Source organism: Agromyces sp. P2_B3, assembly GCF_056404815.1.
Genome location: NZ_JBFUDH010000023.1, coordinates 1 through 24590, shown reverse-complemented (window position 1 = coordinate 24590; position 24590 = coordinate 1). Strand labels below are relative to the sequence as shown.

Sequence of the window (24590 nt, the reverse complement as noted above, 5' to 3'; positions counted from 1 at the left end):
GGGCCATCTAGCCCCTCCTCTACGCGGCGAGCTGGTCGACGCGGCTGGCGCTGAGGATACCGGCCTCGACGAGAGCGCGAGCCTGGGCGTGGTCGGGTCGTCCTGTCGGGCTTCGCGGGTACTTCGTGTAGTCGGGGCGATCATTCTGGGAGAACAGGGCGACACCGGTCGGAGCTCGTCGGCCTCGCCGCTTCTTGCGGCGCTTGCGCATCCACGCGCATTCGGCGCTCCACCATGCCCACACGCCACGCTCAATGTCGTAGCGGGTGCTCCGCTCGAGCACGTACCCGTCGACTCCGATCGCGATCGCCACGATTCCAGTCATGATGGTGGTGGAGCGATGCCACCCAGACTTGCCGCGTTCAGCGAGGCCGGCCTGGTGGAGTCGGTGCAGCGCCCGGCGGACCTGGTGAGCAGTCATGCCGGCGGCCGCGCTCAGTTCCGAGATATCAGCTGCGCCTTCCTCAGGCAGAGAGGCGTAGGCGCGACCCGCGGTTCGTCCGAGGCTTCCCGGGGCAGCGAACGTGTCCTGAGCGAGCAGGTGGAGTTTCGAGGCGAGCCGGTTGATCCACCAGGTGCGTTGTGCGTCGGCTGGGGCAGCCTGGGGCGAGGGGCGCATGGCTGCTTGTGACCACTCCGGTCCGACTCTTCCTGTGGAGAAGCGTTCGGAGAGTCGGAAGCGTGCGCCGTGTACGTCATGGGCGTCAGCAACACGCACGAGCCACGAGCTCTCGACGTCACCCTCTGTGTCAGGTGTGGAGAGCGCGAGAAGGGCGAGCCGGCAGGCCTCGCGGCCGTAGCCGGTCTCGGCCGACAGCCGCCGTATGTCTACCTCGACGTCACTTCGGGCGGCTTGCACGAGGTACAGGCATGCGGCGTCGAGCACGGCGCGATGGCTGTAGCGGCCCTGAGAGGCCCGCTGAGCTCGTGAGGCCGCGTCCAGGCCCCATCGTCCGGGCGATGCGTCGGCGCGCTCCTGGCACGCGGCGACCGCCGCGCTGGCCGCAATGGCTCGTTCGACGAACTCTTCGTCGTCCCCGTCGTGCTCGAGCGGATTGTGAGCGGCGTAGTAGACGGCGCGTGTCCAATCTGCCTCGAGCAGCTTCTCGGATGCCGCACGTGGCCGCGGAAGACGGCCGCCGGGGGCCGGCCGTGAGCGGGCGTGCTCGAGGGCGGGGGAGACGTCGAGAAGGGCTGCCACGTCGGCGTAGCGCCACCGGGCTCGGGCACAGCCTACGAGTACTGCTCCTTGGGTTCGGCTGGTGTCGTCGGCCGGTGCCGCGTTCAGCAGCTCCCGGATGCGAGCGGAGATGTCGCGCTTGGCGCCGATGAGATAGGGGCGGCCCTCGGAGTCGTGGGCCATGCCCTTGACGAGGCTTTGCGGGACCGGCGCGACAGTCGCGCCGGCGTCAACGAGGAACGCTTCTAGCGCCGCGAGCTCATCGGGGCCGACGGTGTGCGCGAGCAGTACGTCGACGGGGCTCTGCGGTTCCGACCGGCCCCCGCGACGGTGGGGGGTGAACGGTGGCCGCACGCTTCCCGTCGCCGGGTTGCGCAGCGGGGTCGTGTCGAGCGACGGAAGCAGCTGTGATGCGAGGTGGGCGATCGTGCCGACGATTTCCGCCGGTGCACCATGCTCGTCGAGCGAAAGCCAGACATGGCGGCCTCCGGTCGGGCCCGACACACACACGAGATGGTCGATGTTGAGCTCGTCGAGCCAGTGCGAGAGTCGGCCGGCGTCATAGGCGGCGTTGCCGTTCTTTGCGTCGAGGTCGAAGGAGAGGTACCGGTATCGGCCGTCGGGTGTGGTGAGGTTCATCGCCCAGGGGGTAGCGGGCGCATCGTCGTCGACGCGGTGGGTGAGCCAGTAGTCGTTCGTTCCGTCAGCGTCGACGCGGACGGAACCCCGAGGGCTGAGACGTCGAGTGAGCTCCCATGCTGCCCCTGCTTCTGGGGACACGCCGTGGGTCAAATCGCCGCCATAGATGCGGCTTTTGCGCTCACTCGGGGTTACGATGGCATCACCTTTCAAGGTGTGAAAAGCCCTCCGGCTCTTCCGGCTTGGAACTCATATAGCTCGAACCTCGGTGCTTGGCGGCTGTGAGGGTTAGAGCTCAATACTTGGGAGAAGCCCGTCGCGGAAGCGGCGGGCTCTTTCGTTTAAGCGGCTGGGATCGGCAACTCCAACTGGTCGGGGATGGGTGCGCTTACGACGGGCAGCGCGCCGCCGTCGGCGAGGAGATCGTTGAGGACGGCCTCAACGTAGTAAGAGGCGGAGACACCGCTCTCCTGCGCCGCTGCGTGGACCGCTCGCCGGATCTCCGGGGAAACGCGAGCCTGCAGCAGTTCAGTCGGCTTGTTGTCCGGTCGGCGGTAGCGACCCTTGTATGCGGCCATATCGCCATCTTGGCGAGGTGTGTATGCATACGTGCGCGCCACGCCGCAGGCCTCCGCTATCGCGCGCCGAGAAGTCAGCTCAGGCAGTGAGACGAGGCGTGTTCCGCACCTCGTCGAGGGTCTTGCGCAGCTCGTGGCGGTAGACGATCCAGCGCCCCTCGACCCGATACGCGGGGAGAGTGCCGGCGTCGAGCCAGGCGTAGATGGTCGGCTTGGTCTTGCCGAGTAGCTCCATGAGGTCGCGATAGCCGAGCTCTTCGGGGTAGCCGGCGAGGGCGTCGACGGCTTCTGGCGCCCCTGTACGGCGGTTGCTCGCCGTGTCGAGCACCGCGCGCAGCTCGTCGCGGAAGACGAACCACTTCGTGGTGAGTCGGTAACCGGGCAGCTTGCGGTCACGGAGACGGCGAAGGACGGTGTTCTCACTGATGCGGAGGACGCGGGCGACGTCGGCCGTCGTGAGCGCGGCTGGGAACGTGGCCCAGTATTCGTCGTCCATGTCGCTCGGTCGCCTTGGGTGAGGCGAGCCGACTGCCGGCACAGCGGAAGGGCGGGGGACCGGTCAAACTGGCTCGCTGGGGTGTGAATCTGACTCATCGCATTATCCCGTAGGGCTCGGGCCGTGGGTGTGCGGGTCATGCGGCGATTGAGATAGTCACGATGACGTCGGTGCCGAGCTCGAGGCTCGTCCCGTCCTCGAGGGGGTACGGCACTCCTGTCGTCAGTTCGGTCTCTGTGCCCTCGACGACCAGGTACGTGCCGTTAGCCGAGCCGAGGTCGATGGCGGTGATGCCGGCGGCCGTGAGCTCGAGCCGAAGGTGCGTCTTGGAGAGGGTTCGGCTGGCGTCCGCGATCGCGATGCTCAAGGCGTCGTCGCCAGCGGGGATGACGGGATTCCGGCCGATGACAGCGGCTCCGGCGATGGTCTCTACCTCACCGGTGCTGAAGCGAAGGACCGCACGTCGCGCGGCCGGCACGCCACGGGGGACGAATCGTGTCGCTTCGCCGATGGGAGCGGGTGGTGTCGACGGCGTGTGAGGCATGCCGGGCATTGTCGTCGTCTCCGGAAGAATCGACGATGGCGTGGCGGCGACAGGCGAAGGAGCGATCAACGGCGGGGGACCGGTTGGCGAGAGCGAGGCACTCGTGGGTGTCGGCGGGCGCGCGGGCCCCAGGCGCACCGGCGCCGCCTTGGGGCGCTTCTTGGAGGGGGCGGCGGTCATGTCGGTCACACTGCCGTCGACGCCGACGGCCTGCAACCACGTACCAGTCGGGTCGGTGGCGCGCATCCGCACGGGCCTGCCGAGCTGCTGGGCCAGATCCATCGCGTGCGCAATGATCGCGCGTCTCGTTTCGCTGACCTCGCCGGCGGGCAGATCGAAGTGATCGCCCGCGGTGTTGACATGAGCGGATCCGTCCTCGCGGACGGTTACGTCGACGACGGGGTAGCTGGGGATGTTCGCGGCCATCAGTTGTTCCTCGCGCAGCTATCGGACGGGCAGAGGTCGAGTCCGAAGAGTTTGTAGAACTCTTCGGGGTTCACGAAGTCGGGGCGGGGCGAGGCGAGTGCTTGGCTCAGCTGCAGCGTTGCGATCTGTGGGTTCGTGTTGCCGGCGACGTTGACGCGCAAGTCGAGGTGGCAGCCGGTGGACCGACCCTCGTTGCCGACTGCGCCGATCTGTTGCCCGGGCGTCACCTGGTCGCCTGCTTTGACGGTGGTGTCCTGCAGCCGCATGTGAAGGTAGGAGATGGTGAACCCGTCGGGATGCTTGATCGACACCTGTGAGTTGATCGAGAGGGTGACGGTGCCCGCCATGACGGCGTACACCGGGTCGCCGCACGGGTTCGGGTAGTGCTGCAGGTCGACTGCCGGGTGCCACGTGCTCGCGCCGACGCCGGTGTCAGCGCGGGGGCCGTAGTCGTCGGTCATGTTGTAGCCGGGGGAGAGGGGGAATCGCAGGTCGCCGGTGGCGCACTGCCCACTCTGTCCTGAGAGGGCGGAGACGACTTTTTCGGCGGGGTCCTGGAAGCGCTCATAGCGGAACGGGTCAGCGTTGCGCTGCACGCGGTGAATCGCGATGGTCGGCGCCAGCGTTTGCCAGCCTTCGACGGTGAGGAGGCGCTCAAAGAAGAGCGTCGCGGATTTCGTAGGGTCCATCCGGTCGGCGAGCGACCCCCACGAGTCGCGCTGCTGGAACAGACCGCGGGAGTCGGGGCCGGCGGCGTCGCCGTAGTCGAGGATCCTCAGGCTTGATTCGCCCATCGCGGTCATCACGCCGAGCACCTGGGCGGGCCGGTCGAGCTTGAGATCGATCGCCGCGTTCATGATGTAGGCGGCGTTCTTCAGCTGTTCGCCCGTGTAGCCCGCCACTAGTTCGGTCGGAACTGCATTCGGGTTCGCGCGGCTGCCTTGGCCGGCGCCGCAGGCGGCAGCGGCTCCGGGAGTGATGACGAGGATGATCAGTGCGAAGAGCCCGGCGACGAGGGCTGTGGGAATCGCGATCACCGCGAGTGTGCCTGCCTTGGGTGCCGCCATGTCAGCCCTGCGCCGGTCGGATGCGTTCGGCGAGCCATACCTGCGCTGCGTCGGTTCGAGTGAGGGTGACGATGTAGGTTCCGACGTCGGTGGGGACTTCGACAAGCGCAATGACGTCCGTCGCGCCGTCGACGAGGGTGGCCGGCCCGGTGATGGCGCTGGCTGGGATGTTCTCGGGCAAGGTGCCCTCGTGAGCGTGCGCGCCCGTCTGGCTGAGCAGGGGCAGGAGTTCGTTCCACCACTGCGCTTCGGTGAGGGCGGGTCGCGCGAACGCGGCCATGACGCGCTCGGCCGCCGTCATTGCGTCGGCCTGGCTGACGACGCCCGCTTCCGGCGCGTCGACGAGATCCTGGGTGTCGTGCACATCGGGCTGGTCTGCATGGAACGCTGCTGAGGGAGAAGGTGCCGCGTTGATCGACGGAAGCGGGCCTTGCCCGTTCGACTCGTTCGGGGCGACCTTGGTGCAGCCGCTCAACAGGAGCGCCGCGGCGATTGCCGCAGCGGCGGTGGCCGTGATCCGGGACGTCAACGGTTCCCCCTGATGTTGCGGTGCTCGAGCAGATATGCGCGGAGGTCGGTGCGCCCCACGACCCAGCTGCGCCCGAGCTTAGAGGCTGGAAGCCGGTGCTTCTCGGCGGGGTGATTGATGAGAGCGCGGATTGCCTTGGGCGTTGACGCCAGAGCTGCAGCGACTTCGTGCACCGTCATCGTCTCGCCGTACCGGGCGAGTGCACTGTCGGGCCAGCCGTAACTGGTGTCGGTCGTCACGGATCCAATGTTACTGACATCTGGGGCAAATTGGATCACATAGGTACAAATTAGCAACAACTAGGTAAGATTGACGCCAAGACGGTAGCAGGACTTATGAACAGGCGAGCCCGGGCAATTCTCCCTCAACCGGGGGACACCCTCAGAATGACTCGGGGATGTTCGAGCACTGGAAGGGAGGGGCCAGGCTATGAGCGACACGAACCCTTGGGTCACCACAGCTCACAACGAGGCACCTGAGACGCAACCGGAACCGTTGCACGCAACGCGACGTCATGTGGCAGCGCGACCGACGGCACCGCAACCCGGCGTCCCGGTGCCGGACACGGCAGACAGATTGCCGCGCACGCCACAGGCTGGCGTTGCCACTGTGTGGTGGGTCGGGGTTCACGGCGGCGCGGGCGAGTCAACGCTCGCCGCCCTTGGCGGAGGCTCTCGGGCCGCGGGACACGCATGGCCCATGCCCGTCGTCCGCGGCACCTATCACCGAGTCGTGCTCGTTGCACGCACAAACTACGTCGGCCTCGCGGCAGCGCAGCGCGCCGCCACCGAGTGGGCATCGCGCGAGCTCGGCGATGAGATAGAGCTCCTCGGTCTGGTGCTCATCGCGGACGCCCCCGGTCGCCTGCCGAAGCAGCTCCGTCACTTCAAGGAAGTCGTCTCCGGCGGCGTGCCCCGCACGTGGGCGATTCAGTGGCACGAGGCCTGGCGCCTCGGTCACCCGGTTGAGTTCCACACCGCGCCAGCTGATCTGAAGCGCCTCTTCGCCGACTTGTCCCTACCAAGCACTCCTGCTGGCTTCCAGCGCTAACCGAGAGGAACATCCCTATGTCTGCGATGATCGAGCTGGTGACCGCGATTGCGGCACTCCCGGCCGACCTGCCCAACCCCGAGCCTCAGCCGATCCCCGGCTTCGAGGGGGTAACGACGATTCTCGGTTGGGCCAAGTGGGCCGGCCTCATCGCCGGAATCCTCGCCCTCGTCGGTCTCGGTGTCATCTTCATGTTCAACAGCCGCCGCGGTGAGGGCGGTGAGCACCTGAAGCTCTTCGTCGGCATTCTGGTCGGCGTCCTGCTGATCGGCGCTGCCGCGTTCATCGTCGGCGCGCTGGCCGGCGCATAAGAACTCAACCGGAGGAGGGCGAATGAGCGACGAGTCGACTGAGCCGAAGAGCCCGTTTGCAAAGCGGGGCTTCCTCTTCGCTGCCATCGGCGTGGGAGCCATCGGCCTCGCGGCCGTTGTAGCTATCACCGCTGCCATCACCGGAGGTGGCAGTGACCCAACGCCCGTGCCCACACCTACAGCAGCACCGACCGCGTCCAGCATCGCGGCGGAGGACATGAGCGTTTGCGGCCTCGCCGGTTACGAAGAGGAGGCGAGTCTTGCGACTGCACCAGAAAGTGACTGGGAGTTGGTTGGAACGGTGGCTGCACCTACAGCTCCGGATGGGGCTGGCCCCGGCAATGTAGTCGACGGATTCCGGTCATGCTTCGCCCACACCGGCGAAGGAGCGTTGTTCGCTGCAGTCAACTACATCGCGCTCGGATCCGACAGCCGCAACTCGGACCGGATGCCCGAACTCTTCGTACCGGGACCCGGCGTCGACATTGCTCTCGGAGCCGGCGCCGAGAGCGGCACACCCTCGAGCGCGCGGCTTCAAGTTGCAGGCTTCAAGGTCAACTCGTACTCGGCGGACGAGGCGGTGATCGATGTGGCATGGTCCATCACATCTGAAGATGGAGCCCTGGTGAGCTACCCCGTCGTCCTTCGCTGGTACGACGGGGACTGGAGAGTCGTCATCAATGATGACGGCCAACCGCCATTCGCTCCCTCGCAGCTTCCGAACCTCGGCGGCTACATCCCGTGGGCCGGCGTTTGAAATGGCCGAATGCAACTGGATCACCAATCCAGGTGGCTGCCTGAGCGAGGGTGTCGGGAACATTGTCTCAGCAGCTGCCAACGACAGCCTTCGGGAGCTCGTCAACCAGGTCATGGAGGGTTGGGGTAAGGCTCTAGCAAGCCTCGGCAGTCTGTGGGTCGTCGTCCCGACGCCGATCCTGACAGGGGGCAATGGTTCGGCCGCGAGCGAGGCACCGCCCCTCTCTGAGAACTTCACCGTGATCTTGGGCTACGTGACGTGGCTCGCTCTGATCATCTGTGTTCTTTCGTTGGTTGGCCTCGGCGCGATGATCGGAATTCGACGCCGCCGTGGTGAGGGCGAAGCGCATCTCGGCAAGCTGGGCGTAGTCCTCGTCGCCGTGCTGCTCATCTCGGGCGCCTCGGCCGGGCTGTCGGCGCTTCTCCCGACGGTCGCGCCAGGAGGCTCCTCGTCCACCGTGACGTTCCTGCAGAACTCTCTTTGGTACTACGTCGGTGGGCTGGCGGTGTTGTCCGTGATCCTCGCCGGCGTGAAGATGGCCTGGGAGCAGCGGGCGCAGCCGGGCAAGGACCTGCTGCAGTCGCTTCTTACCCTTGTAGTCGTCTCTGGGGCCGGCCTGACCGTCATCGCACTGGCGGTGAGCGCTGCCGATGCGTTCTCTGTGTGGGTCCTGAACTCCTCCACCGACTGCGACGTCACCGTGGCTCCTGTCGACGGAGAGTCGACCTGCTTCGGCACGACGGTTGGCTCGATCGTTGGCCTCGCCGCGAGCTCGCCGATCGGACTCATCGGTGTGCTGATCCTCGGCTCGATCGCCCTCCTGATGACCTACGTGCAAGTTGCACTGATGGTCATTCGTGGCGGGATGCTCGTCATCCTTGCCGGCATTCTTCCCATCACTGCGAGCTTCACGAACACGGAGATGGGTCGGTCCTGGTTCAAGAAGACGATCGGCTGGACGATCGCGTTCATTCTCTACAAGCCAGCCGCCGCGCTCATCTATGCGGCTGCATTCCAGCTGTCCGGCGCTGATGTGTTCCGCGCCGATGGCGGCGGCATCTGGGACATCTTGACCGGCCTCGCCCTTATGCTCATCGCACTACTGGCGCTCCCGGCGTTGCTCCGCTTCGTGGCGCCGATGACGGCGGCGATCGGTGGCGGAGGCACGGCCGCTCTAGCAATGGGCGCTGCCGGCGCCGCGGTAGGCGGCGAGATGGCATCGGGAGCCATTCGACGCGCCTCGAGCGGAGGTAACCCCGGATCCGTTGCTGCCGGTGGCCCGTCGGCCGCGCCTGGCGGCGCGGGTCAGGGTGGTGGCGGTCGGACAGGGGGTAGCCCCGCGCCCGCGACCCGCGTCGCCGCCAAGGGCGCCGCGGCCGGTGGCAGCGGGGGAGCGGCCGCTGGTGGCGGGACGGCGGCTGGCGGTGGCGTAGCAGCTGGCGGCGCGGCTGCGGGTCCGGTCGGCGCTGGTGTCGCGGTCGGCATGCAAGTGGCGCAGAAAGCCAAGGAAGCCGGTCAGGCAGCTGCCGGTGCCATTCGTTCGGCGGCCGAAGAGTCGGCCGGCCCCAGCGGGGCGTAGGAAGGGGAGACGATCGTGAGCGTTTCGATGCAGACGGGCGAGGCCGCTCCTCGCACCTACGGCAACTGGACTCGCCCGAAGACGGCGGGCCTGCTTGGCCTCGGTTCGATCGGCACTGGCATTCTGTTCGCTGGGGCAGTGCTGTCCGTGATGATGGTGATGTTCTCGACGCTCTTCGTCGCGTTCCTCACGGCGCTCATCTTCGCCGTCTTCCTGATGGCCGTGACCATCAAGGACAAGCACGGGCAGAGCGCACTCGCCCGTGCTGCGACCCGAGTCGGCTGGTGGAACACCCGCCAGAACGGGTCCAACCTGTACCGTTCCGGCCCGCTCGGCCGCGCCGAGTGGGGCACGTTCCAACTGCCAGGCCTTGCGGCACCCTCGCGGCTCTCCGAGCACCGCGACAGCTACAACCGCCCGTTTGCTCTGATCTACGTTCCCTTCGCCGGCCACTACACCGTCGTGATCGGCACCGAGCCGGACGGCGCCGCACTCGTCGACCGCGAGCAGATCGACGCCTGGGTCGCGGACTGGGGCCTCTGGCTCGCCAACCTCGGCGACGAGCCCGGCATCGAGGCTGCTGCCGTGACGATCGAGACGGCACCGGACACCGGCACCCGCCTTCGTCAGGCCGTCGCGACGCGCATCGACCCGGACGCACCCGACCTCGCTCGGTCCGTGCTCAGCGAGGTCATCGACACCTACCCGGCCGGTTCCGCGACAGTGAAGGCCTACGTATCAATCACGTTCAGCGCTGCTGCCCGAGCGGGCAGCAAGAAGCGGACAACAGACGAGATGGCTCGCGAGCTCGCGACCCGCCTGCCGGGCCTGACCCAGGGCCTGGCCTCGACGGGTGCCGGCGCTGCCCGTCCGTTGAGCGCTCAGGAAATCTGCGAGGTCGTGCGTATCGCGTACGACCCGAAGGTGGCTCCGCTGATCGACCAGGCGAACGCCGCGGGCGAACCGCCTGAGCTTTCTTGGCCTGAGGTTGGCCCTGCGGCCGCTGAAGCGCGCTGGGACACGTACCGGCACGACTCGGGCGTGTCGAGCACGTGGATGATGAGCAGCGCTCCGCGGGGCAACGTGCAGTCGAGCATTCTCACCCGCCTTCTTGCACCGCACCGCGATATCGCACGCAAGCGGATCACGCTTCTCTACCGGCCGATTGACGCTGCACGAGCTGCGGGCATCGTCGAGTCGGATGTGCGGGCCGCGAGCTTCAATCTGAGCTCGACAGACAAGCCGAGTGCTCGGACATTGGTCGAAACGCGCGCCGCGTTCGCGACAGCGAATGAGGAGGCAAGCGGAGCGGGCCTGGTGAACTTCGGCATGCTCATTACCGCGACGGTCACGGACCCGAGCACGTTGGCTGATGCTCGAGCAACGATCGATAACCTCTCGGCCACCGCCCGAATCCGCCTGCGTCCGGTGTATGGCTCGCAGGATTCCGCATTCGCCGCCGCGCTGCCGCTCGGCATCGTCGTGCCGAAGCATCTGCGCGTGCCCACTCAGGTGAAGGAGCAGCTGTGAGCGATCCGATCCCTCTCCGCCCTCGTAAGAAGGGCCGCAGCGCCTCTCGGGTGCAGCGCCAGTCAGAAGAGCATGAGCAGCGGACTCTGCGCCGCACGGCGGTCAAGCGCCCCGGCCCTCGCGGCTGGTTTGGTCGCGGCAGGGGAGAGTCGGCGGTGCTCTCGCCCGCCGACGAGTGGCGTGGCACGACCGTTCAGGTGTGCGGCCTATTCCCCTACTCGGTCGGTTCCGGCACGCCCATGGTCGGTGTGCCGCTCGGGAGACACCTCTTCACGAACGCGACCGTCTGCGCCGACCCGATCTCCTGGTTCCAAGTCGCAAAGCTCATCAGCAACCCGTCAGTGTTCGTGCTCGGGCTGCCGGGACTCGGCAAGTCGACGATCATTCGCCGGATGGCCCTCGGTCTCTCGGGATTCGGTGCGATCCCGCTCGTGCTCGGCGATTTGAAGCCCGACTATGTGGATCTCATCGGCAAGGAAGGTCTTGACGGCCAGGTGATCACGCTCGGCCGTGGCCGCGGCCACCTGAACATCCTCGATCCAGGCGAGGCAAAGGCGGCGGCCAACCGCCTGCGCGAGGCCGGCTACGGTAAGCTCGCCGGCCAGGTTGAAGCCGACGCCCACGGCCGCCGTCACACGATGGTCGCCGCGCTGCTGACGATCCTCCGCAAGGAGCCGCCGACCGATCGCGAAGAGTCCATCATCGACCGTGCACTCAAGTGGCTCGACGCACACTACGACGGCGTGCCGGTGCTCGGCGATCTGCTCCGCGTTGTGCAGGAAGGCCCGGACGAGGTCCGCGCGGTTGCGCTCGACCGCGGTGACGATACCCGGTACAAGCAGATCACCGAGAACCTCGAGGCATCACTCATCAGCCTCACCTCGGGCGGCCGCCTCGGCGAGACGTTCGCCCACCCGACCGACGTGCCGATGCGGCGCGATCGAGTGGTGGTCTACGACGTGTCGAGCATCGACGACGCCGACACCGACCTGCAGGCGGCAATCCTCCTCGCCTGCTGGTCATCTGGGTTCGGCACGGTCAACGTGGCGAACGCGCTGGCGGACGCCGGCCTCGAGCCGCGGCGACACTACTTCGTCATCCTCGACGAGCTGTGGCGTGCACTTCGCGCTGGGCGTGGCCTCGTCGACCGCGTGGACGCGCTCACTCGCCTCAACCGCTCCAAGGGCGTTGGCATGGCCATGGTGTCGCACACGATGAGCGACTTGCTCGCCCTCCCGACCGAGGAGGACCGCATGAAGGCCAAGGGCTTCGTCGAACGGGCAGGAATGGTCGTCGCCGGCGGCCTTCCGGGCGCCGAGATGCCGTTGCTCACTTCCGCTGTACCGCTCTCCAGAGCTGAGCAGGAACTTCTCGGCTCATGGCAGGACCCACCTTCGTGGGATCCGAAGACTGGCCGCGAGGCAGAGCCGCCGGGCCGCGGAATGTTCATCATCAAGGTCGGCGGCCGGCCTGGTATCCCTGTCCGGGTCGAGCTCACTGAATCCGAGCGGGCGCTGAATGACACGAACCAGCTCTGGCACGAGCAATCCCGAGTCGGCCGAGTCGACGACGGCCTAGCGCCCGTCAGCCCTATCCGGGCAGAGGCCGTCTGATGGCCGGGCAGGCGAACCGCCGCACCGAGCCGGGGCGCACGAACACGAGCACGATTGCGCTGCTCGTGCTGCTCCTGTTGGTGTTCGCCGTCGTCGGCGTCCTCTGGGGCGCGATCACCTTCGGCTCGAGGCTGAGTAGCGCGAACCCGGATCTGCCGGCAGACCCGTTCGAGGTGCTGAACGGGCTACGCAAGGGCACCGTCGTGTGGCCCACAGCCGCTACCTGGCTCGCGGCTGTTAGCGGCGGCGTCGTCCTCGCGGTCGCTGGCCTGTTCGGCTGGGCGGCCGCCCGCTCGAGCTCGAAGCGCTCGCGCGTCGACGGTGCAGCTCGCTACCTCGCCGGCGGACGCGACCTCGCCGATATCACCCGCAAGGGTGCTGAGGCATCCGCTAAGCGACTCGGCGTCGCGACGCCGGGCGTCCCGATCGGCGTCACGGTGAAGTCGCGGCAGATGATCTACTCCCTCTGGGAGTGGATGATGATCGGCGTCGCCGGCCCCCGCGTCGGTAAGTCGACCGCGCTCGTCATCCCCGCGATCATGGCCGCGCCCGGCGCGGTCGTCACGACGTCGAACAAGCGGGACGTGCTCGACGCGACCCGGGATCCTCGGGCCACCGTCGGAGAAGTGTGGGTCTTCGACCCGCAGGGCGTCGCGCTCGAGGAAGCGACCTGGTGGTGGAACCCGCTGAGCTACGTCGCCGACGACACCCGCGCAGCCAAGCTCGCCCAGCACTTCGCATCCGGCACCCGCTCGGCCGGGAGCACCACGGACAACTACTTCGACTCGGAGGGGCAGAACCTCCTGGCCGACATGCTGCTCGCCGGGGCGCTCGGCAACAAGCCGATTCTGCAGGTCTACACCTGGCTCACGGATCCCCTCGACCTCGAGCCGTCGACGACGCTTCGCCAGCACGGCTATGAGCTGCTGTCGCAGCGGCTCCGCGGCTCCGCCACCCTCACAGAGAAGCAGCGCGACGGCGTGTACGGCACCGCCCGCCAGATGGCGGCCTGCCTGACGAACTCGGGCATCTCGAAGTGGGTCAGCCCAATCGGCGGGAACCTGCTTGGGGACCGCCGCCCGCAGTTCGACCCGGATGCGTTCGTACGGGCTGGCACCGGCACGCTGTACTCGCTCTCGAAGGAAGGGCAGGGCTCGGCCGGCCCGCTCGTCACCGCCCTCACCGCGGCGACGATCGAAGCCGCCGAAGAACTCGCGACGCGGCAACGCGGCGGCCGCCTTACGGTGCCGCTGCTCGGCATCCTCGACGAGGCCGCGAACGTGTGCCGGTGGAGGAACCTGCCCGATCTGTACTCGCACTTCGGATCGCGTGGCATCCCGATCATGTCGCTGTTCCAGTCCTGGTCCCAGGGCGTGGAAGTGTTCGGCCGCGAGGGCATGCGGAAGCTGTGGAGCGCATCGAATACGAAGGTCTACCTCGGTGGGGTCAGCGAAGCCGAGTTCCTGCGCGAGCTCTCTGAGCTCATCGGCGATTACGACATGGAAACGGCGTCTGTCTCGTACAACAAGGGCGTGCGCTCGACGAGCCACCAGCTGCGCCGAGACCGGATCCTCGACCCCTCGCAGCTCGCTGCTCTGCCCACCGGGCGCGGCATCGTGTTCACGTCGGGCGCCCCGGCCACGATGATCGAGACTCGTCCCTACTGGACCGGCGAGCACAAGAACGCGATCGCCGCGTCAATCGCGAACCACGACCCCGAATTGGCGCCAGCGCCGGCGGCGCCGAAGCCGCACGCCGCCGATAGCACTGTGGAGGTTGAAGCATGAGCATCGCCGAATGGGACGAAGACGAGGCTACCGAGCTCGAGCAGCACGCCGTCGACGTCGACGCGCAGCCGCTCACCCATGACCCGGCCGTCGACGAGGATGTGCCGCAGACGTACTACGGGTCAGTCGACGAGTTCGTGCGCGAGAAACTGGTCACCTCCTACCGCCGACTCGTCGGCCCCCAAGCCCCGCACCGGTGGGCGGCCGACTGGTGGAGCTGCCCCGAGGCCGTGAGCCGGCTCGACGCGCTCTGGCGTGCGTGGGAGCACCTGCGCCTCGACGGCGTGACCGGGGCATCCGTCTGGTGGCGCGACCACGCCGACCACCACATGCGGATGCTGCTGGACCCGCAAGGACCGTTCATGGCCTCGAAGTCTCAGAACGAGCCCGGCGAACCGCTGCCGTACACGGCACCGCCGGAAGGTCTATTCCCTGACGTGCGTGCTCAGGCCGGCTGAGCCACAATCCATCAACCCATACCGAAGCGACAGGAACGCAGATGACTGACCGTGGCGACGTCGACGACGCCCTCCAGCGAGTTTCGATGCTCGCTTTCCTCTACTACCCCCAGATCCACGTCGACGAACCGGACTACCAGCTCAGCGACGACATTGACTTCTGCCTGGAGCCCCTCGATGGCCTTGCGGACGATCAGCGAGACGAGCTGCGACTGCTGATCGGCCGAGCCATCATCGACCCGTCGGAGTACCGCGAGGATGTCTTCGCCGCACTCACTGAATTGGTTGACCCGGAGTCCGCCGAGCAGTGAACCAGCCCCTTCCCGAAGAGGAGCGTCTGGCGCGGCAACGGGCGCGTCGTCGCGCCTGGAATGAGGCTCACCCAGGCTACTACGCCGAGTACCGCGAACGGAATCGCGAAGTCATTCGCGAGAAGAATCGCAATCACATGCGTGACGTTTACCAGAAAGAGAAGGCAGCCGAGGAGCAACGGAAAAAGGCGGTCGAGCGGGCGGGGGAGTGGGCAAAGGCCAACCCTCAGAAGCGGCAGGAACAGCGCGAACGGTACAAGGCACAACATCCGGAGAAGTACCGCGCGGCACAGCGCGAGTACTACCACCGCAACAAAGATGCCATCCAAGCGCGCAGACAAGAGCGCGAGCTACGCGACCCCGAGAAGGCGCGAGAAACGCGGCGCCGCGATCAGGAGAAGTGGTTCAGCAAGCAGACAACTGGGAGGCGCAAGCCCACGCCCGAACAGCGTGAGAAGTACCGCGCCCAGACAGCAGAGAAGCGAGCACTCGAGCGGCGACTGCAGTCCGCCGGCCTCCCACCACGGCGGCTCCGCCGAACCCTCACTGCCGAGCGGCGAGCGAACGTCGCGGAGGCGGAGAGCTTCTTCAGCCGTGCTCGAAGCCGGGCAGAACTTCGCCGAGTCAGCGAAGGCGACCTGGCGCCCGACCTCGTTCAGGGCTGGGCACAATACTCGACGCTCATCCGCCGTCGCGCCGAGTTCCGCGCTGCAATACAGGCTCACATCGACAAGCACGGCCGCGAGCTGCGCGACGACATCGAGCTCGACTCCCGCGCGCGCCAGGCACGTGGGAAGGACCCGCTCAACGCGGATGCCGAAGTACACCGACGCGCGCTCGAGGCGGTGCGTCTGGCATATGGCGGTATGGCTCCTCTGAAGCCTGGTGGTGCAGCTGCGAAGACAGCTGCTGGCTCTGCTACACGCCTCGAGCAGCGCTCCCGTGGCGCGGGTGCGGAGCGCTGAGTCAGCAGAGATCAAGGCGCTCGTCATGTACTTCGACGCCGATACCTAGTTACAAATGAGCTCATTTGTGACTAGCACAATGCGTCAACGCTTCCGGTCTACAGCAAGGCCGGAAGCTTCGCCGTTGCCCGGGGATTCCAGCAAGTAGGGGGTTTCGCCGCTCTCGGAGGTTTTCAGCGGTTAGCGACTTCGATTGCTGTCGGCCGTGAGCTACAAGCGACAACCGGCCCCCACGTCGGGCACGGACGGTAGAATCTGAGCAGGCGAATAACCAATTCGACAGCAGTGTCGAAGAGGTCAAGGTCCGCCTACGGCGAACAGTCCCACGAAACGTTGCGGGGACTGGGAGCCTAAAAGGTGAGAGCTCGCACAAAGGCGAGCTCTCGACACGAAGTATCCATTTACCTCGGTTGCAGCCGAGGCCCAAACCGATCCCGGAGGATCAACTTGTCAGATACCAATATTGATAGTACCCGCAAATCCAAGCAGGACGGCAAGTCCTCGCGCAAGCGCTCTCCGGAGCCCAAGCATCGCGCGGATGGTCCGATCATCGTCGGAACGCGGGCGGTGACGAGCCTCACCAAGGCGGTCGGCCACGCGTTCGCGGGAGCGGCGGCATTCGTGGCGGCGTGTGCTGCCCTCGCGGTGGCGGTCACGCCGCTGTTGCCGTACCTGCCCTTCTCCTAGTCCCGGTGAGGAGTGAGGAACCGGGCAATCCCTCACTCCTCACCAATGCCGCATCGTTCTGACGGTTTAGGGCATGGGGTGTGCATAACGCCCAGGGCGCCGTCGACGCATCGGCTACCTTCGCTCGATGAGCATGCCGGGAAACGAAGTCAACTCTGCTGGCATTTCGGTGCCGGCGGAGTTTCCCATCGAAGTCACCGAGTACCTTCCGGATCCCCTCGACTAGATGAGGCGGGCAGGTCGATGGCTCCTCCATCCCCAGCAGTACGTCATTGGATGTGAAGCGCGAAAATGGATGCGATCTCGCAGAGTGCCGTATCAGTCGCGGCTATCGAAAGGTCATTGATGAGGCGCACGTCGGTGCCGTCGAAGATTGCCCAGCACTCGTGGTCGCCGAGTCTGGAGATGTAGCGAATCCCGCCGTATCGAGCCGCTCCGTGCTCATCGGTTCGGCTGTACAACCAGGAAGCAAGCCCGCGCGTGAGGCGACGGCTCGGTCCACGAACGGCCGCCACGTCCAGCTGCTGCATTCCATTCGCCAGCAGCACATCCGCGGCATGCTGCGTGAGGTAGGTATGCGAGCTCGGCGCCTCGATATCCACGAAGGGAAGTGCGTCGACCGGCGTGAACGACCGCAAGCGACGTGCTGGGCGCCACGACACCGGAATTTCACCGCTTGGGACAGCTTCTCCGATCGATGCGAGCCTGGCTGCGAGCGTTGCAGAGGGGCGGAATCCAGCGAGCGTCTCGGCGTACGCGCCCTGCGGTTGTGTCGCACCATATAGGACGCCGGCACCGGGTACGTCGAAGCGATTTCCGGCCCGATCTTGGGCGGCGTCGACGGCATTGATGCGGGAAAATCTGAGTGCTGGATCGACGCGCTCCACTCGCCAAAGCAGGGAGGGCGGGTCGACGAGAGCGAGCTCAGCCGGCATTCGCGAATGCCCGCGCTGCGGCCATCACATCCCGTGCTCGCCCCTCGGCAAGCGCCTCGATTGGTGCGAAGTCATCCAGCTGCGGATTCATCCCCATGAACCATGCACGCACCACGTCTGACCCGTCTACTGACAGGAGCAGGCGCTGCACCTGCAGCGTGTCCCGAAGCAGTCGTTCTGTCTCCAATGGGGGCCGTGTCGGCTCCTCTGCTGTCCAGCGCGCTACCGACCGCACGTCTCGGCCCGTCAGCACCGCGATCAACGCCTGACCGAGCACGCCTTGCAGCTCGCCGACGAGCTGGGCAGTGTCCGTCGTTGCTACGGCGGCTCGATGGGCGTCCTGCCGAACGCGACGGGGCGGGCGAACCGCGAGATCAGTCATGTCTTCAGCATATGCCCAAGTCTCGCCTTTTGACCAGTTTTCGTCAGTTTACGTGGCGGGTGTTACGTCTGGCGATTTGTCCGATGATCAAGATACCTTGGAAGGCCTCTTGAATGCATGAGTGGTAGATGCCACACTGGTGGAGTCTAACCTCTCTTGCAACCCATCTTGGAGCCAAATTGATCCCAATCACCGTCCATGTCCGCGAAGGCCGTGTGGAGGAGTTCTACCTTCGTTTCGCTGAGTTCATCTCCGACGTTCCGGATCCCGCTGCACCCACTCGGCTGCCGTCAGGAACTGTTCCGAGTTGGGTGCTGACCGACGAGGCGACAGCCATCTCCCAGAGGCTGTGGGATGAGATTTCTCTGCCGGGACACGCTGTACTCCTTTACTTGATTCGGGCTGCTCATGACCAGACCGCATACTTCCGACCAGAGGAGCTCGCCGAGGCAGCGGAGCATCCCAAGGGCAAGTCCGGCATCGCGGGCATTCTCGGTGGAGTGGGAAAAGCGATCCGTCGCGCCCATCTGCCCGTTTATCGCACCCCTAGCGGCCGCACTTGGCACTACGTCTGGGATTGGGACGGTGAGCGCTACTCGATGACCCCGGAGGTTGCGCGGCTTCTGCTCGCCGCCCACCGCCGGTGATCGATCCAGTGCCGGACCGCATGGGTGGTCACCGCGTCATCGCTGCTACTACTCTTCGACAACGTGGCCGCGCCGTCGGCGCTCACGATCGAGGATGCGCAGTAGAAGGTCCGCAAGATGGACGATATCGGCCGCCTCCACGGGATCGTCGAACTCTACGATGCGATGGCTAGTGGGGTTCTTGAAAGCGCCGAGGGCCCCTCGGTAGAGCATTGGATATGCCTCGACCTCGGCTGGCGTCCCGTCGGCGCCGATTTCGAAACCACCGCCAGGTCGGAGCCCTTTCGCCAGATCAACACCGTATGTGCTCGCGCTAGCCCCGGTTGCGCTCCGCAGTGCGACCTCCACGGCTTTCATGGCGGCAAAGACGGCAATTTCGTAGTCTCCTCGCTCAAAGTTCACGCGTGCCGTTCGCTCCAAGTCTGGATGCAAATCAACGTGAAGCCTCCGAGTGGCATGAACATGCTCGGCGGAGCCTCTCAAAAGGGCAATCCTGCCCGCGGTGGTAATCACCCATTCCGAACCGCTACCGGAGTTTTCAGAGGCCGGCCCCACCAAACCGTTGGAGATGAGCCACGAGAAGGCATCCGCGAAGAGCTCGCCGATGAGCCCTCGGAAATCTGCATTTCGGCGATCCGTCTCGCGAGTGCTGTGGTGGATGCTGCTCGTTGCGTACGCAGCCAGGTTGGGGACGCCCCATTCGTTCTTGCCCGACCCATCGATGGCTTGAAGTAGGAGCCAGCCGAGCTCAGACGCCGTCGAGCGCACGAGTACACCCAACTCGACGCTGCGACTGTCGGCGAGCACGACGACGATCTTCAACGTGTCACTCGCACGCTCAGCTCTCCCTAGGCACATAGGTGTGCTTCCAGGGCTGGCCGCCGATCGCAGTGGCTCCACCCGAAGGGACGAAAGTCTCTCCGCCGTACTCGAGGGTGGGTGGCAGTGGCCCTCGGCCTTTGCCTGCCCGCCATCCCTTCCCAAACCTGAGCTTCACCAGCTGCAACTCGCCGTTCGGATCGTCGGCTCCCCACAGCCACTCCGCGGTGTCCTGAACGATCTGGGAGACGCGAGCCGACGTGATCCCCAAAACCGCAGCAATGTCGTTGTTCGACAGGCCTTCCTTGGCCAATTTGACGATCGCCTCGTTCGTCTTCCCAGCCATCTCTTTTTCGCGCCGGGCGAGATCCGCGCGCTCCTGAGCGATCGCGAGAGCCTCCTTCATGAAGCCGTCCGTAAACTCCCACGACACAGTGGGGAATTGCCTCGCGGGCGTCGACTGGCTGATGACATCGTTGGCCCGGCGGATCGCGTCCGTGAGGCGCTTGTAGACGAAGCGGTCCTGCCCGTCGACGTCGACGAGCCATTCTTCGTTCCACTGGGTCAGCTGTACCTTGTTCATACGCTCACTCTAAAACCGTTCTGTCGAATCGTCAAACCGTTTAACTAAATGATTGACCGATAATGGTGATTATGTCTGCTTGGGCTTGATCTAGCGGGCTTGATTGTCGGGCGAGTGTGCGCACGGCACGTCGGACGGCTCCCCTGCAAGAACAGCTCGCCGCCGACGTCGACACCCTGAGTCCAGCTTCGGCGGGCGTTGCTGCTGCAGCCCGCCAACCTCGAGGAGGACCAACGGCATTCCGTCGCCATCGCGGCCATGCACGGCGTGAAACAAGCCCGGCTCGCGGAGCCGTCCGGACTGACGCCAGCGCGGGTATCTCAGATCGCCACACGGACCATGATCCCCGAGACCGCCGTCGACGAGCTCCGCCGCATCTGGGCGTGGACCCTGGAACACCCCGACGCGCACCTCGAGCACGCCCGCCAAGCCGCCGACGCCGTCGCTACGCGGGACGGCGATGCCCTGACCGGCGCACCCGCGCGGACACCACTCCCGGTCCGGAGCAGCATCCGGGCATGACCGCTGCTCCCCCATCACCTGGCCGGCGGCTGAACCTGGCCGCGCAGATCGATCTTGATGACTGGGACGGCCGGGGAACTGGAATGGTGGACCGCGACCCTGGAACACACCGTCTGGGATGACACACTCGACCAGGAGACCGCGGGCGTTGTGCTCGCCACGGTCTGGTTCGCCTGCGTCCACGGCCTGACCTGGGTCCCGGGATCCTGAACCAACTCGACACCGGATCCCAAGACCTCCTCGAGGTCGGCGAACGGCCTCCTCGCCTGGCTCGGCCAGGACACGTTCGAGGAGCTCCGTCAGCACCGGATCAACCTGATCGTGATCGACACGATTGCCACCGACGACATCACCGGCACCGCTACGATCCGCGAACTCGGGAAGATCATGGACGACGCGATGATCGTCGTCTGCCCGACCACCACCCCTGGGCCGACACCAGCGGACAGCCCATCACCGACGACCTCCGCACCCACGCCGCCCGATGGGCTTACCAACACGCCGGTTTCACCACCCACCCCAACGCGAAACTCCTCATCCTCTCCCACGCCGAGCACCTCACCACCACCGACACCTGACTGGGCGCCCACTGCGGGCATGAGCGTGATACAGGTGAGCCCTGTTGGGGACTGTCGGAATTTCGGTGTAAATGGCCTGACACGCTGACCCTTGGTGGGGTCCGCGGGGAAGGTCATGATGACCGACACGATGGACGCTGTGAACACAGCGGTACATGACACGACGGGCTCGACGACTGAGGAGCTCGAGCTCGCCCGGGATCTGGTTCGGCAGGCGAAGGAGCAGGGGGCGTCGATGTCCGCGCCGGGCTTGATGCGGGCGCTGACTCGTTCGGTGCTCGAGACCGCCCTGGATGAAGAGCTCGCCGAGCACCTCGGCTATGACCGGCACGATCCGGTCGGGCACAACACCGGGAACTCGAGGAACGTGACCCGCCCGAAGACCGTGATCACCGACGCCGTCGGGCCGGTCACGATCGAGGTTCCCAGGGACCGTGACGGCACGTTCGAGCCCGTGATCGTCCGCAAGCACCAGCGCCGCTTGGGGCAGGTGGATGAGATCATCCTGTCGTTGACTGCCCGCGGCCTCACCACTGGCGAAGTCAGTGCGCATTTCGAGGAGATCTATGGGGCGTCCGTGTCGAGGGACACGGTGTCGCGGATCACGGATCGGGTCACGGAGGAGATGCAGTCCTGGCTCACCCGGCCCCTGGAATCGGTGTACGCCGCGGTGTTCATCGATGCGCTGGTCGTGAAGGTGAGGGACGGGCAGGTCGCGAACCGGCCGCTCTACGCCGCGATCAGTGTCGATTTGGACGGCCACAAGGACGTCCTCGGGCTCTGGGCCGGCGACGGGGGCGGGGAGTCGTCGAAGTTCTGGCTTGCCGTGCTCACAGACCTGCGTCACCGGGGCGTGAACGACGTGTTCTTCCTCGTCTGTGACGGGCTGAAGGGTCTGCCAGCGTCGGTCGAGCATGTCTGGCCCGAGGCGATCGTGCAGACCTGTGTGGTGCATCTGCTGCGGAACAGCTTCAAGTACGTGCCGCGGCAGCACTGGGACCGGCTGAAACGGGATCTGAAGCCGATCTACCAGGCCGTGAACGCGGCCGCGGCCGCCGACGCGTTGGACCGGCTCGAGGAGAGCTGGGGCGACCGGTACCCGACGCTGATCCGGCTCTGGCGGAACGCGTGGGACGAGCTCGTGCCATTTCTCGATTACCAGACTGAGATCAGGTCCGTGCTGTGCTCGACGAATGCGATCGAGTCGCTCAACGCCCGGTACCGGCGTGCGGTCAAGGCGAGGGGTCATTTCCCGACCGAGGCCGCGGCGCTCAAGTGTCTGTACCTCGTGACTCGTAGCCTGGACCCGACCGGTCGAGGCCAGCAGCGGTGGACCATGCGCTGGAAGCCCGCACCCAACGCATTCGCGACCACCTTCGCGAACCGCATCCCCGGACTCAACCGAGAGCAGGGCTAACGCCGTTTACACCGAATTCCGGACAGGCCCCCCTGTTGACGTCGAGCATTGCGGTCTACGGCGGGGTTCACCCGTATCCCGTTCGCACCCGGAGTTGGTGGCGGTTTGCGTGGGTGTCCGGGTGGGACTACTTCCGGACGTAACCAGGGCCGCGATCTCGGCACGTTGAACGCGCCGGGGTCCGCGTCGGTGCTGCCAGTGGGAGTCGGAATGGCGGGTTCGAGCTGGATTTCGGTGCGAGTCGCCACGGCGGCGGCCCGTGTCGGTGTTGACGACGTTCAGTGCGCGAAGGTGCCGCCGCCGCCGGCGCCCGACGCCGCGCCCCGGCGCCGGTACTGCCGCGAGCGGATCGTGACGAACRCCGCCGACAGCACGATCGCGATGCCCGACCCGAGCAGCACCGCGAGGGTGCCCTCGTCGGCCACGTCGGGGAGCCCGGCGAACGCGAGCTCGTTCATGAGCAGCGAGACCGTGAAGCCGATGCCGCCGAGCGCGGACACCACCAGCAGGTCGCCGACCGTGAGGGGCGTGGTGCCCGGCTTCGGGCGGGCGATGAGTCCGCCGATGAGCCCGGCGAGGGTGATGCCCACGACCTTGCCGACCGGAAGGCCCACCAGGATGCCCCAGAACGCGGGATCGAGCTCGCTCGGCGACACCTGCGGCACCGGCACCATCGCCGCGGTGAAGGCGAACAGCGGCAGGATGACGCCGTTCGACCATGGCTCGAGCGCGTGCGCCGCGCGCCCGGCCGGACGCCGAGCCATCACGAGGCCCAGCGCCACGCCCGCGATGGTCGCGTGCACGCCGGACTGGTAGACGAAGTACCAGGCGAGCACGCCCAGCACGATGAGCAGCGCCATGATCGGCCACTGCGGCCGACGCGAGAGGATCCAGCCCGATCGCGGCTTCATGAGCCTCGAGACCATGCCGAACAGCGTGATGGCGATGACGCCGAAGCCCAATGCGGCGAGGTTGGCGTCGGTCGTGAAGAAGAACGCGATGATGAGGATCGCGATGAGGTCGTCGAGCACGGCGAGCGCGAGCAGGAACACCCGCACGCGGGTGGGCAGGAATCGTCCGAAGACGGCGAGCACGCCGAGCGCGAACGCGATGTCGGTCGCCGTTGGGATCGGCCAGCCGTCGACCGTCGGGGTGCCCGCCGCGAAGGCGAGGAAGATGACGGCCGGAACCACCACTCCGCCGATCGCGGCGATCGCGGGCAGCAGCGCCTTCGACAGCGAGTTCAGCTCGCCGATGACGAGCTCGCGCTTGAGCTCGACGGCGACGATGAAGAAGAAGATCGCGAGCAGGCCGTCGCTGACCCAGTGGCCCGTCGACAGGTCGAGTCGGAGCCACGGGATCTCGAGGTGCGCGTTCTTCAGGTCGACCGCAGCGGGGCCGATCGGGAGGTTGGCGATGACGAGGCCGAGCACGGCCGCCACGAGGAGCAGTGCGGCGGCGAATCGTTCGGAGCGGAGGACGTTCATGGGCCCATTCTTCTCTGGGCTAAACGACCCGGTACTCCCGTACGCTCATCGCAACCGGCTACTTGTCGGTCTATGACACGTTCAGTATCAGGCCGTGCAGACACGCTGGGCCGCATCGGTATGAACCGTCCTGACTTTCTGGCCGGTGTTTTACGGGTGGCTCGTTAGCTCACTCGTAAGGTCTGTGTCAGCGTAGTGGGCTTGCTCGAACTCAGCTGGGGATAGCATGCCGAGGGAGCCGTGCAGGCGCCTCGAGTTGTACCAGTCGACCCAGGCTGCGGTGGCGTACTCGACGTCCTCGAGCGTGCGGTAGCTGCCCGGGTGGAAGACATCGGTGCGAATGCACTCCGCTTTGTAGAGSCCGTTGATSGTCTCCATGAGSGCRTTRTCGTACGCGTCGCCGACGGAYCCGATCGAKGGRCGGATGCCYTCMAGSTSSARRTGCTCGGTGAAGCGCAAYGCGGTGTATTGGGCGGATTCAACTGGTCGTCGCAACACCGCTTGTTTGCAGCAAGTGTAGGTGCTCGTCGAGTGCCTCGGCCGGGGTGCGCCAGCCGAGGCGTTTGCGGGGTCTGGTGTTGAGGGCGTGGGCGACGGCGGCGAGGTCGTCCGGGGTCCAGCGTGAGAGGTCGGTTCCCTTCGGGAAGTACTGCCGGAGCAGCCCGTTGGTGTTTTCGTTCGTGCCGCGCTGCCAAGGGCTGCGGGGGTCGGTC

The 24590-nt window shown here is 66.2% G+C and carries 28 protein-coding genes and 1 pseudogene; 14 read left to right on the top strand and 15 right to left on the bottom strand.

The features are described from left to right. Positions 1–19: 19 nt before the first annotated feature. From AC1DZA_RS18930 to AC1DZA_RS18900, 7 genes are all read right to left on the bottom strand, one after another. Positions 20–1819 carry a hypothetical protein gene (locus AC1DZA_RS18930; RefSeq protein ID WP_476773912.1) on the bottom strand — a complete coding sequence of 600 codons (1800 nt, stop codon included), beginning with the start codon at positions 1817–1819 and terminating at the stop codon, positions 20–22. A gap of 341 nt (positions 1820–2160) precedes the next feature. Then, positions 2161–2397 (bottom strand): hypothetical protein, encoded by a 237-nt coding sequence (locus AC1DZA_RS18925; protein WP_476773911.1) that lies wholly within the window; start codon positions 2395–2397, stop codon positions 2161–2163. 79 nt (positions 2398–2476) lie between these two features. Beyond that, a complete protein-coding gene (locus tag AC1DZA_RS18920; RefSeq protein WP_476773910.1) occupies positions 2477–2893 on the bottom strand; it encodes a helix-turn-helix domain-containing protein in 417 nt (138 codons plus the stop codon). A gap of 136 nt (positions 2894–3029) precedes the next feature. After that, on the bottom strand, positions 3030–3863 hold the full coding sequence (locus AC1DZA_RS18915) for an FHA domain-containing protein (protein ID WP_476773909.1): 834 nt from the start codon (positions 3861–3863) through the stop codon (positions 3030–3032). Next, entirely contained in the window at positions 3863–4930 is a 1068-nt protein-coding gene (locus AC1DZA_RS18910; RefSeq protein WP_476773908.1) for a M23 family metallopeptidase, read from the bottom strand. Before AC1DZA_RS18910 ends, AC1DZA_RS18915 begins: the two co-directional genes overlap by 1 nt. A 1-nt stretch (position 4931) precedes the next feature. After that, complete coding sequence (locus tag AC1DZA_RS18905) at positions 4932–5459, bottom strand: hypothetical protein (protein ID WP_476773907.1); 528 nt, start codon at positions 5457–5459, stop codon at positions 4932–4934. Next, positions 5456–5698 carry a helix-turn-helix domain-containing protein gene (locus AC1DZA_RS18900; protein ID WP_476773906.1) on the bottom strand — a complete coding sequence of 81 codons (243 nt, stop codon included), beginning with the start codon at positions 5696–5698 and terminating at the stop codon, positions 5456–5458. The genes AC1DZA_RS18905 and AC1DZA_RS18900 overlap by 4 nt, the downstream gene beginning before the upstream one ends. A 190-nt stretch (positions 5699–5888) precedes the next feature. Here AC1DZA_RS18900 and AC1DZA_RS18895 point away from each other — a divergent pair, with 190 nt between their 5' ends. From AC1DZA_RS18895 to AC1DZA_RS18845, 11 genes are all read left to right on the top strand, one after another. After that, positions 5889–6509 carry a DUF6668 family protein gene (locus AC1DZA_RS18895; protein ID WP_476773905.1) on the top strand — a complete coding sequence of 207 codons (621 nt, stop codon included), beginning with the start codon at positions 5889–5891 and terminating at the stop codon, positions 6507–6509. A gap of 17 nt (positions 6510–6526) precedes the next feature. Continuing rightward, positions 6527–6820, top strand: a complete 294-nt coding sequence (locus AC1DZA_RS18890) for a hypothetical protein (RefSeq protein ID WP_476773904.1) — start codon at positions 6527–6529, stop codon at positions 6818–6820. Between the two features lie 22 nt (positions 6821–6842). Then, positions 6843–7577: a DUF8175 domain-containg protein gene (locus AC1DZA_RS18885; protein WP_476773903.1), complete on the top strand. Its 735-nt coding sequence runs from the start codon at positions 6843–6845 to the stop codon at positions 7575–7577. Between the two features lies 1 nt (position 7578). Beyond that, on the top strand, positions 7579–9156 hold the full coding sequence (locus tag AC1DZA_RS18880; RefSeq protein WP_476773902.1) for a TrbL/VirB6 family protein: 1578 nt from the start codon (positions 7579–7581) through the stop codon (positions 9154–9156). A 15-nt stretch (positions 9157–9171) separates the two neighbouring features. After that, on the top strand, positions 9172–10686 hold the full coding sequence (locus AC1DZA_RS18875) for an SCO6880 family protein (protein WP_476773901.1): 1515 nt from the start codon (positions 9172–9174) through the stop codon (positions 10684–10686). After that, positions 10683–12299 (top strand): ATP/GTP-binding protein, encoded by a 1617-nt coding sequence (locus tag AC1DZA_RS18870; protein WP_476773900.1) that lies wholly within the window; start codon positions 10683–10685, stop codon positions 12297–12299. Before AC1DZA_RS18875 ends, AC1DZA_RS18870 begins: the two co-directional genes overlap by 4 nt. After that, positions 12299–14086 (top strand): type IV secretory system conjugative DNA transfer family protein, encoded by a 1788-nt coding sequence (locus AC1DZA_RS18865; protein ID WP_476773899.1) that lies wholly within the window; start codon positions 12299–12301, stop codon positions 14084–14086. The genes AC1DZA_RS18870 and AC1DZA_RS18865 overlap by 1 nt, the downstream gene beginning before the upstream one ends. Beyond that, a complete protein-coding gene (locus AC1DZA_RS18860; RefSeq protein ID WP_476773898.1) occupies positions 14083–14544 on the top strand; it encodes a DUF4913 domain-containing protein in 462 nt (153 codons plus the stop codon). The genes AC1DZA_RS18865 and AC1DZA_RS18860 overlap by 4 nt, the downstream gene beginning before the upstream one ends. Before the next feature lie 41 nt (positions 14545–14585). Further along, positions 14586–14855 carry a hypothetical protein gene (locus AC1DZA_RS18855; RefSeq protein ID WP_476773897.1) on the top strand — a complete coding sequence of 90 codons (270 nt, stop codon included), beginning with the start codon at positions 14586–14588 and terminating at the stop codon, positions 14853–14855. Further along, positions 14852–15820 (top strand): hypothetical protein, encoded by a 969-nt coding sequence (locus tag AC1DZA_RS18850; protein ID WP_476773896.1) that lies wholly within the window; start codon positions 14852–14854, stop codon positions 15818–15820. Before AC1DZA_RS18855 ends, AC1DZA_RS18850 begins: the two co-directional genes overlap by 4 nt. A 447-nt stretch (positions 15821–16267) precedes the next feature. Further along, positions 16268–16507 (top strand): hypothetical protein, encoded by a 240-nt coding sequence (locus AC1DZA_RS18845; RefSeq protein WP_476773895.1) that lies wholly within the window; start codon positions 16268–16270, stop codon positions 16505–16507. Positions 16508–16776: 269 nt separating this feature from the next. On the opposite strand, the gene AC1DZA_RS18840 is transcribed toward AC1DZA_RS18845, so the two are convergent. Then, complete coding sequence (locus AC1DZA_RS18840) at positions 16777–17442, bottom strand: RES family NAD+ phosphorylase (protein ID WP_476773894.1); 666 nt, start codon at positions 17440–17442, stop codon at positions 16777–16779. Beyond that, positions 17432–17824 carry a hypothetical protein gene (locus tag AC1DZA_RS18835; protein ID WP_476773893.1) on the bottom strand — a complete coding sequence of 131 codons (393 nt, stop codon included), beginning with the start codon at positions 17822–17824 and terminating at the stop codon, positions 17432–17434. Before AC1DZA_RS18835 ends, AC1DZA_RS18840 begins: the two co-directional genes overlap by 11 nt. Before the next feature lie 179 nt (positions 17825–18003). On the opposite strand from AC1DZA_RS18835, the gene AC1DZA_RS18830 reads away from it, so the two are divergent. Continuing rightward, positions 18004–18471: a hypothetical protein gene (locus AC1DZA_RS18830; RefSeq protein WP_476773892.1), complete on the top strand. Its 468-nt coding sequence runs from the start codon at positions 18004–18006 to the stop codon at positions 18469–18471. Between the two features lie 48 nt (positions 18472–18519). Here the strand turns inward: AC1DZA_RS18830 and AC1DZA_RS18825 are convergent, their stop codons facing one another. Next, complete coding sequence (locus tag AC1DZA_RS18825) at positions 18520–19293, bottom strand: TIGR02391 family protein (RefSeq protein ID WP_476773891.1); 774 nt, start codon at positions 19291–19293, stop codon at positions 18520–18522. 16 nt (positions 19294–19309) lie between these two features. Continuing rightward, a complete protein-coding gene (locus AC1DZA_RS18820; RefSeq protein ID WP_476773890.1) occupies positions 19310–19873 on the bottom strand; it encodes a hypothetical protein in 564 nt (187 codons plus the stop codon). Positions 19874–20071: 198 nt separating this feature from the next. On the opposite strand from AC1DZA_RS18820, the gene AC1DZA_RS18815 reads away from it, so the two are divergent. Next, entirely contained in the window at positions 20072–20395 is a 324-nt protein-coding gene (locus AC1DZA_RS18815) for a hypothetical protein (protein ID WP_476773889.1), read from the top strand. 299 nt (positions 20396–20694) lie between these two features. On the opposite strand, the gene AC1DZA_RS18810 is transcribed toward AC1DZA_RS18815, so the two are convergent. Next, entirely contained in the window at positions 20695–20994 is a 300-nt protein-coding gene (locus AC1DZA_RS18810; RefSeq protein ID WP_476773888.1) for a hypothetical protein, read from the bottom strand. A gap of 97 nt (positions 20995–21091) precedes the next feature. Between AC1DZA_RS18810 and AC1DZA_RS18805 the strand changes: the two genes are divergently transcribed. Beyond that, the gene (locus AC1DZA_RS18805; protein WP_476773887.1) at positions 21092–22390 is read left to right on the top strand and encodes an IS256 family transposase; all 1299 of its coding nucleotides are present in this window, start codon (positions 21092–21094) and stop codon (positions 22388–22390) included. 278 nt (positions 22391–22668) lie between these two features. Here AC1DZA_RS18805 and nhaA read toward each other — a convergent pair whose 3' ends face one another. From nhaA to AC1DZA_RS18790, 3 genes and pseudogenes are all read right to left on the bottom strand, one after another. Continuing rightward, positions 22669–23877: a Na+/H+ antiporter NhaA gene (gene nhaA / locus AC1DZA_RS18800; protein ID WP_476773886.1), complete on the bottom strand. Its 1209-nt coding sequence runs from the start codon at positions 23875–23877 to the stop codon at positions 22669–22671. A gap of 150 nt (positions 23878–24027) precedes the next feature. Beyond that, positions 24028–24351, bottom strand: a pseudogene (locus AC1DZA_RS18795) (transposase); the annotation flags it as partial. Positions 24352–24355: 4 nt separating this feature from the next. Next, on the bottom strand, positions 24356–24590 hold a 235-nt coding region (locus tag AC1DZA_RS18790; protein WP_476773885.1), incomplete at its 5' end, for a transposase.